Here is a 14,627-nt window from a genome sequence, read left to right on the forward strand (position 1 = left end):
ACAGGGATTCGTCATGCAAATCGGTAGCGTTCTGCTGCTCTTCGTCGGCCTGGTAGTAGCCATCATCTTCATGGGCTTCAAGGTCGTGCCGCAGGGCTTTCAATGGACGGTCGAACGCTTCGGCCGCTACACCACCACCCTCAAGCCCGGCCTCAACATCATCGTACCGGTGATGGACCGCATCGGTCGCAAGATCAACGTCATGGAAAGCGTGCTGGACATTCCACCGCAAGAGGTGATCACCGCCGACAACGCCACGGTACAGATCGACGCCGTGTGCTTCTTTCAGGTGGTCAACACCGCCCAGGCCGCCTATGAGGTCAACAATCTCGAGCATGCCATCCGCAACTTGCTGCAAACCAATATCCGGACCGTGCTCGGTTCGATGGAGCTGGATGCCATGCTCAGCCAGCGTGACGGCATCAACGAGAAACTGCTGCGCACCGTGGATGAAGCGACGGCGCCCTGGGGCATCAAGATCACCCGTATCGAGATCAAGGACATCAGCCCGCCTGCCGACCTCATGGCCGCCATGAGTGGCCAGATGAAGGCCGAACGGGTCAAGCGCGCCCAAATTCTGGAGGCCGAAGGTATGCGCGCCGCTGCCATCCTGACCGCCGAGGGCAAGAAACAGGCGCAGATTCTCGAAGCCGAGGGTGAGCGTCAGGCAGCCTTCCTCGAGTCCGAAGCCCGGGAGCGCCAGGCCGAGGCGGAAGCTCGGGCGACACAGGTAGTGTCCGAAGCGATCGCCAGCGGTAACGTGCAGGCCATCAATTATTTCGTTGCCCAAAAATACGTCGATGCACTGGGCAAGCTGGCTTCGGCCAACAACAGCAAGGTCATTCTCATGCCGCTCGAGGCCAGCTCGATCATCGGCTCCGTGGGCGGCATCGGTGAAATCATCAAGGCTACCTTCGACAACAAGAAAGTCTGAGGCCTGACGATGCTGGACTTCGTGCAACATCTGTCGTTCTGGGACTGGCTGGCACTGGGTACGGTGCTGCTGATCCTCGAAGTATTCGGCGCCGGAGGCTACCTGTTATGGCTGGGTATCGCCGCGGCGGCAGTTGGCGTCATTACCTTCGTGATGCCTGTACTGGGCTGGGCCGTGCAAGTGCTGCTGTTCGCAGCGCTCTCGTTGTTGACCTCGTTCTATTGGTGGCGTCGGCAACGCAGCGTGGCACGGCCCAGTGACCAACCGGGGCTGAACATGCGCGGCCAGGAGCTCATCGGTCGGACCTTGCTGGTCACGGACGCCATTGTCGATGGCCGCGGCAAGGTCAAGGTCGGTGACGGCGTATGGCTGGCTCGGGGGCCGGACACCCTGGCCGGATCACGCGTAAAGGTGACCGGCCTGGATGGCACCGTGTTGCTGGTAGTCCCTGAATGAACGGGCTTCGGGGAACTAGATCCCTGATGCCCCTATCCAACCCTCAGGAATAATAAAACTGGAGTATTCCGTCATGCGTCTCAAGATCGCCGCTGTCACGCTCGCCCTGCTTTCCCTGCCCGTCGGTTCAGCCATGGCTGATGGATTCCTGCGTCAGGTGCTGTCGTCCGGCGCCACGACCGGCTCGACCTACCTGACGTTCAAGGATCATAAAATGATCATTGCCGCTCAGGATGACGCTGGCAGCTTCGTCGCCAGCGACGGCAACATCCGTGGCCCGTATCTGGAAGCTGCCATGGCCAAGGTTCGCTCGGATAACCCAGGTCTGAAGGCTTCGGACATGGACCTGGCCAACGCCATCCTGGCCAAGAATGCAATCGTAGATAACAACTGATCCATAACAACACATCATACGCAGCGAGGGGGCTTGCCTCCGATTGGCCTTGACGCACCCCCTGAAGGGTGTGAGTCAACGCTGATCGGGGGCAAGCCCCCTCGCTACATGGGTATCACGGCGTTACTCGCCGATAGCAGCCTTGTAACCCGCCGCATCGAACAGCTTGTCCAGATCCGCAGCATTGGTCGGCTTGAGCTTGAAAATCCACGCCCCGTAAGGATCGCTGTTCAGCAGCTCTGGCGAACCCGCCAGTTCTTCGTTGATCTCGATGACTTCGCCTGCGACCGGCGCATAGATGTCCGATGCGGCTTTTACCGACTCCACCACACCTGCCTGATCGGCAGCGGCGAAAGTCTTGCCGATTTCGGTCAGTTCGACGAATACCACATCCCCCAAGGCTTCCTGGGCATGGTCGGAAATACCGACGGTGACCGTACCATCGGCCTCCAGACGTGCCCACTCGTGGCTTTCGGCAAATCGCAGTTCGGCTGGGATATCGCTCATAGTGTTGTCCTCAACAAGGTCAGCGGTAGGCCGCCAGAAAATATCAGATCAGGGTTTTGCCGTGACGTACGAACGTCGGCTTTACGACACGCACGGGGTACCATTTGCCGCGAATTTCGACTTCAGCGCGGTCAGCGGTGGCCATCGGTACGCGCGCCAGCGCAATCGACTTGCTAAGCGTAGGAGAGAAACTACCACTGGTGATCTCCCCTTCGCCAATCTTGCTGATGCGTACCACCTGATGGGCGCGCAAGACACCGCGCTCCTCAAGCACCAGACCGACCAGCTTGCGCTGGATACCGGTACCACGTTCAGCTTCGAGGGCCGCCCGCCCGATAAAGTCACGCTCGGCTGAATCCCAGCATACCGACCAGGCCATATTGGAAGCCAAGGGCGAATTGACCTCGTCCATGTCCTGCCCGTACAGATTCATGCCGGCTTCGAGGCGCAAGGTATCACGGGCGCCCAGACCGATGGGAGGGATACCGGCACCGACCAGGTCGTTGAACAGACCGGGCGCCTGGGTGGCGGGCAGGATGATCTCGACACCGTCTTCGCCGGTATAACCGGTACGAGCAAGGTACCAGTCGCCTTCAGCCCGGCCTTCGAACGGCTTGAGTGACTGCACCAGCTGCGCCCGACCCCGGTCCAGTACCTCGGACAGGCGCTGGCGGGCCTTTGGGCCTTGGATGGCGAGCATAGCCATCTCGGCGCATTCGCGCACATGAACGTCGTACCCCACGGCCTGCGCGTGCATCCAGGCCAGGTCCTTGTCGCGAGTGGCGGCGTTGGCCACCAGGCGATAGCCCTGATCGGTCAGGTAGACGATCATGTCGTCGATAATGCCACCCTCAGGTTCAAGCATGGCACTGTAGAGCGCGCTGCCGACGCTGCGCAGGCGTTCGACATCGTTGGCCAGCAAGCGTCGCAGCCAAGGCTTGGCTTGAGGCCCGGTAATGTCGATGACGGTCATGTGCGAGACGTCGAACACGCCGCAGTCGCGACGAACCTGATGATGCTCCTCGACCTGGGAGCCATAATGCAGCGGCATATCCCAGCCGCCAAAATCCACCAGCTTGGCACCCAGCGCGAGGTGCAGATCAAACAGTGGTGTACGCTGTCCCATGGGTGTCTCCTTCCGGGCTTGGCGAAAGTGCGCTCTCGTTTCAGGCTCAATGAAATGACCGAGCCAAAAACCATATGAAACAAAGAGATAACCGCTATCCGAAACCCCTGTCGCGAGTAGGCGGTCCGCACCGAATGCCGCGCATTGTAGCCGCAAGGAACGACACTGGCACTAGCAGCTTCGACCGGTGCCCTGTGCCGAACGTCGTATCAGGCCGATGACCGGCAGCAGGCCGACCGCCACTAGGGTCAAGGCCGGCAACGAGGCCCGCGCCCATTCGCCCTCGCTGGTCATCTCGAAAATCCGCACCGCCAGCGTGTCCCAGCCAAAGGGACGCATCAGCAAGGTGGCGGGCATTTCCTTGAGCACATCGACGAACACCAGCAATGCCGCGCTGAGCATGCCCGGCACCAGCAGGGGCAGATAGATCTTCAGCAGCACCGTGCGCTTGTTCGCGCCCAGGCTCTGTGCTGCCTCCGGTAACGACGGACGAATGCGGATCAGGCTGTTTTCCAGCGGCCCGTAGGCCACCGCCATGAAACGCACCAGATACGCCAACAGCAGCGCGGCCAGGCTGCCGAGCAACAGCGGTCGCCCAGCGCCGCCCAAAGCGCTGGACACGGGCACCACCAATACGTTGTCCAGGTAACTGAACGCGAGCATGATCGACACCGCCAGCACCGAACCCGGCAAGGCATAACCGAGATTGGCAACGCTCACCCCCACGCCAATTCCCGTGGCTGAGGAAAAGCGTCTGGCAAACGCCAGCATCAACGCGATCGCCACTGTAATCAGCGCCGCCAGCGCGCCCAGATACAAGGTATGCAGGATCAACGCGGCGTAGCGCTCGTCCAGATCGAAACGCCCGCGCTGCCAGCACCACACCAGCAATTGCGCCACGGGAATGACGAAGGCACAGGCAAACACCAGCAGGCACCAGGCACTCGCCGCCAGCGCCTTGAGGCCGCGCAAGGGATAAAGCGCAGCCAACCGCGGTCGCTCACTGGCGGCATGGCTGGCGCCTCGAGCGCGACGTTCGCCATAGAGCACCAGCATCACCGCCAGCAACAGCAGACTCGCCAGTTGCGCCGCACTCGAAAGGCTGAAGAATCCATACCAGGTCTTGTAGATGGCCGTGGTGAAGGTATCGAAATTGAACACCGACACGGCGCCGAAATCGGCCAGGGTTTCCATCAGCGCCAACGCCACACCGGCACCGATCGCCGGGCGCGCCATGGGCAGCGCGACGCGCCAGAAAGCCTGCCAGGGCGACTGCCCCAGCACTCGCGCAGCTTCCATCAGGCCCTTGCCCTGAGCGAGAAACGCCGTACGTGCAAGCAGGTAGACATAGGGATAGAACACCAGCACCAGGACACTGATCACCCCGCCCGTGGAGCGCACCCGTGGCAGCCGCAACCCTGGCCCGAACCACTCGCGCAGCAGACTTTGCACCGGTCCGGCGAAGTCCAGCAGGCCGACGAAGACGAATGCCAGCACGTAGGCGGGAATAGCGAACGGCAACATCAGCGCCCAATCCAGCCAGCGCCGCCCTGGAAACTCGCAGAGGCTGGTGAGCCAGGCGAGGCTGACTCCAAGCAGCGTCACGCCCACCCCGACGCCTAGTACCAGAACCAGGGTATTGCCCAACAGCCGCGGCAGCTGGGTATCCCACAGATGCTCCCAGATCTGCACGTCGATCGACTGCCAAGACAACAGCAGCACGCTCAAAGGCAACAACACCAAGGCCGCAACGGCGAACACCGGCAAATGCCAACGATTCACCACGCGCGCCCCTGTAGCGAGGGGGCTTGCCCCCGAAAATGGGCCTGCCACTTGGTCAATTCAGGCAGATCGCAATCGGGGGAAAGCCAGGTCAATTCCAGCCTACCCGATCCATCAGGCGAATCGCCTCGGCCTGGCGCTTGCCCGCAACCTCGACCGGCAAGGTATCCGCCTTGAACGCCCCCCAACTGGCCACCTCAGCGGACGGCGTGACGCTCGGATTGGCCGGGAACTCCTGATTGGTATCGGCGAAGATGCGCTGCGCCTGCGCGCCCGTCATCCACTCCACCAAGGCCTTGGCCGCGTCCGGATGGGGGGCATGTCTGGTCAGGCCGATGCCCGACAGGTTGACGTGCACGCCACGGTCGCTCTGATTGGGCCAGAACAGTTTGACTGGCAGGGAAGGATCCTGCTTGTGCAGGCGCCCGTAGTAGTAAGTGTTGACGATACCCACATCGCATTGCCCGGCAGCGATGGCCTGGAGCACCGCGATATCGTCGGAAAACACATCGGTGGACAGGTTGTTGACCCAGCCCTTGAGGATCCGCTCGGTCTGCTCGCTGCCGTGGGTTTCGATCAGGGTAGCGGTCAACGACTGGTTGTAGACCTTCTTCGCGGTCCGCAGGCACAGGCGCCCTTCCCACTGTTTGTCGGCCAGCGCTTCATAGGTGGAAAGTTCGGCCGGCTTGACCCGATCGGAGGCATAGGCGATGGTCCGGGCGCGCAGGCTCAGGCCGGTCCAGGCGTGGCTGGATGAGCGATATTGCGCGGGGATATTGGCATCGATGATCGGCGACTCGATGGGTTGCAGAATGCCCATCTGCTCGGCTTGCCAGAGATTGCCGGCGTCCACGGTGAGCAGCAGGTCGGCGGTGGCGTTGCTGCCCTCGGCCTTGATGCGCTGCATCAGCGGCGCTTCCTTGTCGGTGATGAACTTGATCTTGACCCCGGTCTGCGCGGTATAGGCGTCGAACACCGGTTTGATCAGTTCATCGATGCGCGACGAATACACCACCACTTCGTCGGCTGCCACAGCGTGACTGCCGAACAGGGACAACGCCAGCGCGGCCAGGAATCGCTTGCACGCCATGGAAAGTGCCTCAGCTTGAAAATGAGGCGAAATGGTAGTGAATCCCATTTAGCATCACAATCAAACTCTCGGCCGCGCAGTTACCAGATGTTTCAGAGGCGTGCCAGGGCCGGCAGATCACCGCTCAAGCCCAATGCCTGGCGCATGAACAGCGCCTTGGCTTCAGCGCTCTGCTCCACCAGCTTGAGGCCGCTGTTGCGCAACCAGCGCAGCGGCAGCGGGTCGGCCTGGAACAACCGTTCGAAGCCCTCCATAGCCGCCATCAGGGCCAGATTGTGCGGCATGCGTCGACGCTCATAACGACTCAGCACGCGCACGTCCGCCAGCCGCTCGCCGCGCTGCTGGGCCGCCAGCAACTCTTCGGCAAGCACCGCGGCATCGAGAAACCCAAGGTTCACCCCCTGGCCGGCCAGCGGGTGAATGGTGTGCGCGGCATCGCCGATCAAGGCCAGACCGTTGGCGACGTAGCGCTTGGCATGGCGCTGGCGCAACGGCACGCAGAGCCGCGGATCCGCTGCCAGCACCGTGCCCAGGCGGCCCTCGAAGGCCCGCTCCAGCGCGCGGCAGAAGGACCCGTCGTCCAGCGCCATCATCCGCTCAGCCTCGAGTGGGGTAATCGACCAGACGATCGAGCACCAGTGCTCCTCCCCGCGCTGTAACGGTAGAAACGCCAGCGGTCCATCATCGGTAAAGCGTTGCCAGGCGGTATCGGCATGGGGTTTGTCGCAGCGCACACTGGTGACGATGGCGTGATGCAGATAATCCCATTCGCGGGTTTCACAACCGGCCAGGCGCCGCACCGCCGAATGCGCGCCATCGGCGGCAATCACCAAAGGCGTGCGCAGTTGACGGCCATCGGCCAGGGTCAGCAGCCAGTCATCCCCGGAATGGCGTAGCTGTTCCAGACGCGCATTGGCCAGCAAACCGATGTCGCTGTCGTGCAGGCACTCGAGCAAGGCGTCCTGAACCACACGGTTTTCGACGATATGCCCCAGGTGCTCGGCATGCACACTGGACGCCGAAAAGTGCACCAGCCCCGTGCCGCTGCCGTCCCAGACATGCATGTCGGAGTAAGGGCTGGCGCGCCGCTGCTGAACACCTTCCCAGGCGCCGACGCGCTCGAGGATGCGTTGACTGGCGATCGACAGCGCGCTGACTCGCGGCTCGAATGGCCCATCGGCGGCGAAGGGCTTGACCGTCAGCGGCCCGCCATCGAGCAGAAGAATTTCCAGGCCGCTGTTTTGCAGGGCCAAGGCCAGGGCGCTGCCCACCATGCCGGCTCCGACTATCAGCACATCCGCGCGCGTTTCCATGGGGTCATGCCTGTTTGACGGGCGACCGCAAGGGCCGCCGAAGTGAAGAGAAATTATCCGGCATCAGGTGCGCGGGTCCGGACGGGTACCCAGCCCCATTGCCTGGCGCGCGAACCAGCGCTTGGCCGGTGGCAGCAAATCGAGGCCCAGCAAGCCGAGGTTGCGCCCGGCTGCGACCAACGGCTGCGGCGTGGCGAACAAGCGCGTGACCTGGTCGGAAAAACCGACCGTCAGTTGCTGATCCTGACGCTGACGCTCCCGATAGCCCTGCAAGGTAGCGAAGTGGCCCGGCAGCTCGGGGCTGGCCAGCAGCGCCTCGGCCAAGGCCTGGACATCACGCAGCGACAGGTTGAAACCTTGACCGGCAATCGGATGCAGGCTGTGCGCGGCATTGCCGAGCACGGCCAGGTGGGGGCGGACCTGCTCTTCGGACTCCACCAGCGACAGCGGATAAAGGTGCCGCGCGCCGACCTTGAGCAAGGCGCCGAGGCGATAGCCGAAGACGCCCTGCAACTCTTGCAGAAAGTGTCGATCGTCCAGGTCGGCCAAGCGCTGCGCATCGCTACCCTGACGCGTCCAGACCAGCGCGCAGCGGTTTTCCGGCAGTGGCAGCAGGGCCATCGGGCCCTCATCGGTAAAGCGCTCGAACGCCTCGCCGTTATGGGACTCGCCCGGGGTGATGTTGGCGATCAGCGCGCTCTGGTCGTAAGGCCGCGTGCGCACGCCGATGCCCAGTTGCTCGCGCAGGTCGGAACGACCGCCGTCAGCCACCACCGCCAGATCGCATTCCAGGCGGGTGCCATCATCCAGCACCAACCGGTAACCATCGGGCAGGGTCTGCAGGGTGCGCACTTCGCGCGGGCAATGCCAGGACACCACTTCCGGATCGAGGCCCTGCCACAGGCAAGTGCCCAACCAGGCGTTCTCCACCACGTAGCCGAGCGCCGGCACGCCCTCTTCGATCGCACTCAAGCGGGTCACGCCAAAACGACCGCGATCGGAGACGTGGATCTGCTTGATCGGCTGGGCGTGGCGGCTGATCGCCTGCCACAGGCCCTGGCGGTCGTAGATCTGCCGGGTGCCGAACGACAACGCCGAAGAGCGCGCGTCGTAGCTGGGCTGGTAGCTGTCCCCCGGGGCGAAACGCTCGATCAGGGTGATGCTCCAGCCCCGAGCCTTGGCACCGGCTTGCAGGGCCATGGCGAGGCTGGCGCCGACCAGGCCGCCACCGATGATGGCAATGTTCACCCGGCTCATGCGGCTTGGGTTCTGGCAGCGGCCATCAGGGCCTCGATTTCGTCGACGGTCTTGGGCACGCCACTGGTAAGAATCTCGCAGCCATGGCGAGTGACCACCACGTCGTCTTCGATGCGCACGCCAATGCCACGCCACTTTTTCGGCACGTCGAGGTTGTCTGGCGAAATATAGATACCCGGCTCGACCGTCAGGGTCATGCCGACCTCCAGCACCCGCCAGGCGCCGCCGACCTTGTATTCGCCGACATCATGCACATCCAGCCCCAGCCAGTGGCCGGCACGGTGCATGTAGAAGGCGCGGTAAGCTTCGCTGGCGATCAGCTCTTCGACGCTACCGTGCAATAACCCCAGCTCCACCAGGCCGGCGGTGATCACCTGCACGGTGGCCTCGTGGGCCTGGTTCCAGTGCTTGTCCGGGCCGATAGCGGCAAAGGCGGCCTCCTGGGACTTGAGCACCAGTTCGTAGATTGCCCGCTGCTCGGGGGAAAAACGGCCACTGACCGGGAAGGTGCGGGTGATGTCACTGGCGTAGCAGTCGATCTCGCAGCCCGCGTCGATCAGCACCAGATCACCGTCTTTCAGCACCGCGGCGTTCTCCTGGTAATGGAGGATGCAGGCGTTACGGCCGGCAGCGACGATGGAGCCATAGGCAGGCATGCGCGCGCCGCCCTTGCGGAATTCGTATTCCAGCTCGGCCTCGAGACTGAACTCATGCAGCCCGGCACGGCAGGCCTGCATCGCACGGATGTGGGCGCGGCAGGAAATCGCCGCAGCCTCGCGCATGACCTTGAGCTCCGCCGCAGACTTGTACAGGCGCATGTCGTGCAGCAGGTGGTCGAGGGCGACGAACTCCTTGGGCGGCAGCGAACCCATCTTGGCCTTGGCGCGGATGGTGTTGATCCACTCCATGAGATGGCGATCGAACTCGGCATTGCTGCCCATGGCGCTGTAGACGCGGTTGCGACCCTCGATCAGGCCCGGGAGGATTTCGTCGATATCGGCGACAGGAAAGGCATCATCGGCGCCGAAATCGCGAATCGCGCCTTCCTGGCCGGCGCGCAGGCCATCCCACAGCTCGCGCTCGGGATTGCGCTCGCGGCAGAACAGCACGTACTCGCCATGCTCGCGACCGGGGATCAGCGCCACCACGGCCTCGGGCTCCGGGAAGCCGCTCAGGTACTGGAAATCGCTGTCCTGACGGTACACATGCTCGACATCACGGTTACGGATCGCCACGGCCGCAGCGGGCAGGATGGCGATGCTGTTGGGTTCCATCTGCGCCATCAGCGCCTTGCGGCGTCGGGCGTATTCGGACTTCGGGATATGGATCATGGGCGACGCGATTCCCCTGTCGGCTATGGCTGGAAAGTCTGGATCAGTGCTGCGTCGGCTTGGCCAAGGGCGCCGCCGGTTTGTTAAGTTCGGTGAACAGCAGCAAGGGGGCGACGCGCAGGTACTCCATGACTTCCATGTAGTCATTCTCGCCATCGTCGGACTCCTCAAGGGCATCCTGGACCTGGGAGATGGCGGTCAGATCCTGCAGCACTTCCATTGCCTCGGTGCTCAGCGCGGTATCACCGGCGGCGATCCCGAAACCGGTCAAAAAGCCCTGGCACCACTGGCCCAGGGCCTCGGCACGTTCCTTGAGGGCGGTGTCGTCGGTCGGCAACAGCAGCACGACGGTCATGTCGTCGCTGGTGAGCTCGCCCTTGACCATCTCTTGCAGGCCGATCAGCGCCTGGCGGATGTTGTCTTGCGGCTCGCCGCCCAGCAGCTCGGCGGCATCGGCGATCCAGGTGTCGTTGTCGAAGCCGGCGCCACCGCAGCTGCGACCGAGCAGCAGGCCATGCAGTTCGGCGGGCGATACCGGATGGTCGCCCGTGTTGAGCAATGCGGCAAAAGCGTGATACGGGGAATTCTGTATAGGCATGATAACTAGGCGCCAAGCGGCGCAATGTCTAGAATGAAGGCCTTGTATCCTAGCACCGGCAGGCACGCCAAGACCATCGACGCCGCCGCCGACTATGACAAGCCTCCAGGTCCACCGGCATTCGGACCACCCGCCACCCTTCAGGACCGAATCGAACAGCCCAATGGAACAGACAGACCTGAACCTCCTTATGGACAGACTTGAACGATTGATCGATCGAGTCGAGCAACTAAAACAGCAAAACGGACTCCTATTAGCTCAGGAAAAATCCTGGCGCGAGGAGCGCGCTCATCTGATCGAAAAAAATGAAATCGCCCGGCGCAAGGTTGAATCGATGATTTCGCGCCTCAAGGCCCTGGAGCAAGACTCATGAGTTCAAGCAATAGCGTCACCGTTCAGATCCTCGACAAGGAATACTCGATCATTTGCCCGCAGGAAGAGCGCAGCAACCTGGTGGGTGCGGCGCGTTACCTGGACGGCAAGATGCGCGAGATTCGCAGCAGCGGCAAGGTCATAGGCGCTGACCGTATCGCGGTGATGGCTGCGCTGAATATCACCCATGATCTGCTGCACCGCCAGGATGCCCCTGCGGCCGCCGGTGGCTCGACCCGCGAGCAGGTTCGCGACCTGCTCGACCGCGTCGATCTGGTGCTGGCCAGCGATGCCGACGTCCCCAAGGGCTGATTCCGCGCTCGCTTTGGGGTATACTGGCAACCGTTCCCTGGAGTGCTTGCCAGTCGGTCATGTCCCTGAGCCGATACGCACAACCACGGGGGTTGCACGTGGGGCCGGTGTGCATGTCCGCTCGACGGAAAGCCTTAAGGCCTCCTGTAATCTCCACCTTGAACTTTCGGGTTCAAGGGCTACACCGACAGCGGTTCGTCGGGGAGCACCTTTCTTCAAACCCCTGCCATTGCTGGCTTCGGCGGGGGTTGCCAGTCCGACCGCCGCAGCCCATGCGCCTCAGGACACTCATCTCGATGACCTCTCCCACGCCACTTTCCCGTGTGCAACTGCGTCGCCAATTGCGTGATGCACGCCGCGCCCTGACGCCTGTCCAACAGCGTAGAGCGGCGCTCGATCTGTACCGCCAGCTGGCCCAGCACCCGCTGTTTCGCCGCAGCCGTCATGTGTCTTTGTACCTGCCCAACGATGCCGAGATCGATCCGCGGCTGTTATTGCGTGCGGCACAGCGTCGCGGCAAGCACACCTATCTGCCGGTGCTCAATGACTGGCCCCGGACCAAAATGGTGTTCCAGCGGGTATTGCCTGGGGAAAAGCTGCGGCCCAACCGATTCGGTATTTCCGAGCCCTATATCGATCGCGCGAAGCAGCGCAAGGTATGGGCGCTGGATCTGGTCCTGCTGCCTCTGGTGGGCTTCGATGAGGTGGGCGGACGCCTGGGCATGGGCGGCGGCTTCTATGACCGCAGCCTGGCCTACAGGGGCCGGCGCAGCGCCTGGCACAAGCCGGTGCTGCTGGGGCTGGCCCATGAATGTCAGAAAGTCAAGAAGCTGGCTCAGGCCAGCTGGGATGTGCCGCTGCAGGGGACGCTAACGGACAAGGGATGGTATCTGGCGCGGAAGGGGTAGATTTCAAGGGCCCCTTCGCGGGCAAGCCTTGCTCCTACAGGTGTACGAATGTGGGAGCGAGGCTTGCCCGCGAAGAGGCCGGTTGACTCAGCGATGCTGCAAGGGTGCAACCACAGGCGCCGGCTCATCGGCCTTGCGATCCCAGAAACTCTGCGCGTAACCGGTAGTGACGATACCCAGACCCAACAACGCAACCAACACCCACAGCAAATCCGGCTTGCGACGCATCTACAACCCCCAAAAAATGAATATGAAAAATCCTGTCGCCGGATGTAGTAGTCAATGGCCGGACGGCAGTGTCGAAGCAAAAGTTGGCGCATTCTGCGACAACCCGACTCATCGCGCAAATGGTGGCGCAATACCGGCTGTCGGTAAATCGCAATCCTGTAATAATGATCTGAGACGAACATTCCGAGGAACTGTCATGGCCTACTGGCTGATGAAATCCGAGCCCGACGAGCTCTCCATCACCGATCTCGGCCGCCTGGGCCACACCCGCTGGGATGGCGTGCGCAATTACCAGGCGCGCAACTTCATCCGCAGCATGGCCCCCGGCGATCAGTTCTTCTTCTATCACTCCAGCTGCCCGGAGCCCGGCATCGCCGGCGTGGCCAGCATCGAAGGCGAGGCCTACCCCGACCCCACCGCACTGGACCCGACCAGCCACTATCACGACCCCAAGGCCAGCCCCGAGAAGAACCCCTGGAGCGCGATCGATGTCGGCCACGTCCAGACCTTCCCCAAGGTTCTCGCCCTCGGCACTCTCAAACAACAGAGCGCGTTGGCCGAACTGGCCCTGGTGCAAAAAGGCAGCCGCCTGTCGGTCATGCCAGTGACACCCCAACAGTGGGCCGCCGTTCTCGGCTTGCTGCGCTAGCGGCTGTTACTGAACTATCAGGTTGTTGAACAGCAGGTCTTCGACGATCGGCTTGCCTTCTTCGTCGTTGAGCACCTGCTGAGTCTCTTTCAGCGCTTCCTGACGCAGGGCTTCCTTGGAGTCCGACTTGCTCAGCGAATCCACGGTCTGCTGAGTGAACAACTGCACCAGCTTGTTGCGGATCAGCGGCTCATGATGCTTGACCGCCGCCAGCGCTTCGGCACCGGTGACCTTCAAGGCGATATCAGCCTTGTAGACGTGCAGCTTCGCCCCGCCGTCGAGCGAATAGTTGCCCACCAGCGGCGGATTCAGCGAGTAATAAGTGATGACAGGGCCGGCGCCCTCCTTGGCCTCTTCGTTGGCCATGGCAGCCATGGGTGCGGACAACGCCAGCAACATCAGGATCCACGCTTTCAATGTTTCGCTCCTCACAAAATGAACACAGCATAAACACCGCAATGGCCAGCGCCCAAATCAAATCGGCTGGCGGTGTCGATGAGAAGGAGCGTCATACCCCTTGATGCCAGGGTTATCGGCAGCAAGCGGGAAAGATATAGGGCGGGTTTGCGTCTTAAAGCCGCGGTACATCCAGGCCGGTGACCTGAATCTGCTCGGTCACGGACGAGCAGTGGCAACGCTTGATCCGCGCCTCCAGATTGCGGTCCGGCATGGCGTGGGTGCGCAAGGCGCTGATGGTCTGCTCGACATATTCACGGGTCGTGCCGAAGCGCCCACTGGCGTTGGCGAGTATCTGCGTCAGCAGATTATCCGGCAGATTGCCCGCATAACTGGGCAGATGACGCTCCAGCACGAAACCCAACGCCTGCACCTTGCTGCCATCGTCCAAGCGGCAATTGAGCCAGTGTGGGCGATAGGAAGGGTAAGGCATCTCGCGCTTCCACAACGCGACCAACGAATCACGCAGGTGCTCGTCGGGCAATCGAAAGGCGAAGCCACTGCAGGAGCCGCCTCGGTCCAGGCCGAAGACCAGACCGGGCTGCTCGGGGGTGCCGCGGTGCTCGTGAGACCACAGATACAGACCACGGTGATAACCGTGGATACGCGCCCGGCGGCGCTCGACCGCCGCGCACTCGGGCCGCCAGATCAGCGAGCCGTAAGCGAACAGCCAGACCGGCCCACCTTTGTGCAACTCCATGGTGGAGTCGAGCGAGTGCGCCAACTGCTCATCGGTCAGTTGGGGGCCCAGATCTAGGCTGGGCGGATAGATCGCGTTCAAATGCGCAGTTTCAATAGCGGACATAAGCGGACGCCTGATATCCCCGTGAGTTGAAAGGACAACTCACTCTAACCGATGACATGATCCTGATGACTACCGTACGGCAGATACCCACAGAAAAACAAGTCCTTAG

Annotated in this window: 18 protein-coding genes and 1 other RNA gene; 8 read left to right on the forward strand and 11 right to left on the reverse strand. The window is 62.3% G+C overall.

Annotated features, from left to right (window positions below; translation table 11 throughout):
- The first annotated feature begins 13 nt into the window (after positions 1-13).
- From AC3WJP_RS11575 to AC3WJP_RS11585, 3 genes are all read left to right on the forward strand, one after another.
- On the forward strand, positions 14-934 hold the full coding sequence (locus AC3WJP_RS11575; protein ID WP_493721542.1) for an SPFH domain-containing protein: 921 nt from the start codon (positions 14-16) through the stop codon (positions 932-934).
- 9 nt (positions 935-943) lie between these two features.
- Positions 944-1,390 (forward strand): NfeD family protein, encoded by a 447-nt coding sequence (locus AC3WJP_RS11580; RefSeq protein WP_493721541.1) that lies wholly within the window; start codon positions 944-946, stop codon positions 1,388-1,390.
- Between the two features lie 73 nt (positions 1,391-1,463).
- A complete protein-coding gene (locus AC3WJP_RS11585) occupies positions 1,464-1,784 on the forward strand; it encodes a DUF2388 domain-containing protein (RefSeq protein ID WP_493721540.1) in 321 nt (106 codons plus the stop codon).
- A 123-nt stretch (positions 1,785-1,907) separates the two neighbouring features.
- Here AC3WJP_RS11585 and gcvH read toward each other — a convergent pair whose 3' ends face one another.
- The 8 genes from gcvH to AC3WJP_RS11625 all read right to left on the reverse strand — a co-directional run bounded on the left by gcvH (position 1,908) and on the right by AC3WJP_RS11625 (position 10,788).
- Positions 1,908-2,291 (reverse strand): glycine cleavage system protein GcvH, encoded by a 384-nt coding sequence (gene gcvH / locus AC3WJP_RS11590; protein ID WP_493721539.1) that lies wholly within the window; start codon positions 2,289-2,291, stop codon positions 1,908-1,910.
- Positions 2,292-2,334: 43 nt separating this feature from the next.
- Positions 2,335-3,417: a glycine cleavage system aminomethyltransferase GcvT gene (gene gcvT / locus AC3WJP_RS11595; RefSeq protein WP_493721538.1), complete on the reverse strand. Its 1,083-nt coding sequence runs from the start codon at positions 3,415-3,417 to the stop codon at positions 2,335-2,337.
- A gap of 171 nt (positions 3,418-3,588) precedes the next feature.
- Positions 3,589-5,199, reverse strand: a complete 1,611-nt coding sequence (locus AC3WJP_RS11600; protein ID WP_493721537.1) for an ABC transporter permease — start codon at positions 5,197-5,199, stop codon at positions 3,589-3,591.
- A 91-nt stretch (positions 5,200-5,290) separates the two neighbouring features.
- Positions 5,291-6,289 carry an extracellular solute-binding protein gene (locus tag AC3WJP_RS11605; RefSeq protein ID WP_493721536.1) on the reverse strand — a complete coding sequence of 333 codons (999 nt, stop codon included), beginning with the start codon at positions 6,287-6,289 and terminating at the stop codon, positions 5,291-5,293.
- Between the two features lie 92 nt (positions 6,290-6,381).
- The gene (locus tag AC3WJP_RS11610; RefSeq protein ID WP_493721535.1) at positions 6,382-7,602 is read right to left on the reverse strand and encodes a 2-octaprenyl-3-methyl-6-methoxy-1,4-benzoquinol hydroxylase; all 1,221 of its coding nucleotides are present in this window, start codon (positions 7,600-7,602) and stop codon (positions 6,382-6,384) included.
- Positions 7,603-7,665: 63 nt separating this feature from the next.
- Positions 7,666-8,859 carry a 2-octaprenyl-6-methoxyphenyl hydroxylase gene (gene ubiH, locus AC3WJP_RS11615; protein ID WP_493721534.1) on the reverse strand — a complete coding sequence of 398 codons (1,194 nt, stop codon included), beginning with the start codon at positions 8,857-8,859 and terminating at the stop codon, positions 7,666-7,668.
- Positions 8,856-10,190, reverse strand: coding sequence for a Xaa-Pro aminopeptidase (gene pepP / locus AC3WJP_RS11620; RefSeq protein ID WP_493721533.1), 1,335 nt, complete (start codon positions 10,188-10,190; stop codon positions 8,856-8,858). Before pepP ends, ubiH begins: the two co-directional genes overlap by 4 nt.
- Before the next feature lie 43 nt (positions 10,191-10,233).
- Positions 10,234-10,788 (reverse strand): YecA/YgfB family protein, encoded by a 555-nt coding sequence (locus tag AC3WJP_RS11625; RefSeq protein ID WP_493721532.1) that lies wholly within the window; start codon positions 10,786-10,788, stop codon positions 10,234-10,236.
- Positions 10,789-10,951: 163 nt separating this feature from the next.
- Here AC3WJP_RS11625 and AC3WJP_RS11630 point away from each other — a divergent pair, with 163 nt between their 5' ends.
- The 4 genes from AC3WJP_RS11630 to AC3WJP_RS11645 all read left to right on the forward strand — a co-directional run bounded on the left by AC3WJP_RS11630 (position 10,952) and on the right by AC3WJP_RS11645 (position 12,380).
- Complete coding sequence (locus AC3WJP_RS11630) at positions 10,952-11,161, forward strand: TIGR02449 family protein (RefSeq protein ID WP_226504058.1); 210 nt, start codon at positions 10,952-10,954, stop codon at positions 11,159-11,161.
- The gene (locus AC3WJP_RS11635) at positions 11,158-11,472 is read left to right on the forward strand and encodes a cell division protein ZapA (protein ID WP_493721531.1); all 315 of its coding nucleotides are present in this window, start codon (positions 11,158-11,160) and stop codon (positions 11,470-11,472) included. Before AC3WJP_RS11630 ends, AC3WJP_RS11635 begins: the two co-directional genes overlap by 4 nt.
- A gap of 31 nt (positions 11,473-11,503) precedes the next feature.
- Positions 11,504-11,681, forward strand: a non-coding RNA gene (gene ssrS / locus AC3WJP_RS11640) — 6S RNA.
- 87 nt (positions 11,682-11,768) lie between these two features.
- Positions 11,769-12,380 carry a 5-formyltetrahydrofolate cyclo-ligase gene (locus AC3WJP_RS11645; RefSeq protein ID WP_493721530.1) on the forward strand — a complete coding sequence of 204 codons (612 nt, stop codon included), beginning with the start codon at positions 11,769-11,771 and terminating at the stop codon, positions 12,378-12,380.
- 87 nt (positions 12,381-12,467) lie between these two features.
- On the opposite strand, the gene AC3WJP_RS11650 is transcribed toward AC3WJP_RS11645, so the two are convergent.
- Positions 12,468-12,608, reverse strand: coding sequence for a hypothetical protein (locus AC3WJP_RS11650; protein ID WP_226504055.1), 141 nt, complete (start codon positions 12,606-12,608; stop codon positions 12,468-12,470).
- Positions 12,609-12,804: 196 nt separating this feature from the next.
- Between AC3WJP_RS11650 and AC3WJP_RS11655 the strand changes: the two genes are divergently transcribed.
- A complete protein-coding gene (locus AC3WJP_RS11655; protein WP_493721529.1) occupies positions 12,805-13,257 on the forward strand; it encodes an EVE domain-containing protein in 453 nt (150 codons plus the stop codon).
- 6 nt (positions 13,258-13,263) lie between these two features.
- Here AC3WJP_RS11655 and AC3WJP_RS11660 read toward each other — a convergent pair whose 3' ends face one another.
- Together AC3WJP_RS11660 and AC3WJP_RS11665 are read right to left on the reverse strand one after the other, a co-directional pair.
- Positions 13,264-13,674: a flagellar basal body-associated protein FliL gene (locus AC3WJP_RS11660; protein WP_493721528.1), complete on the reverse strand. Its 411-nt coding sequence runs from the start codon at positions 13,672-13,674 to the stop codon at positions 13,264-13,266.
- Positions 13,675-13,828: 154 nt separating this feature from the next.
- Positions 13,829-14,518 carry a gamma-glutamylcyclotransferase gene (locus AC3WJP_RS11665; protein ID WP_493721527.1) on the reverse strand — a complete coding sequence of 230 codons (690 nt, stop codon included), beginning with the start codon at positions 14,516-14,518 and terminating at the stop codon, positions 13,829-13,831.
- Positions 14,519-14,627 lie beyond the last annotated feature (109 nt).

It is taken from the genome of Pseudomonas sp. GW821-FHT01A09, assembly GCF_058986725.1.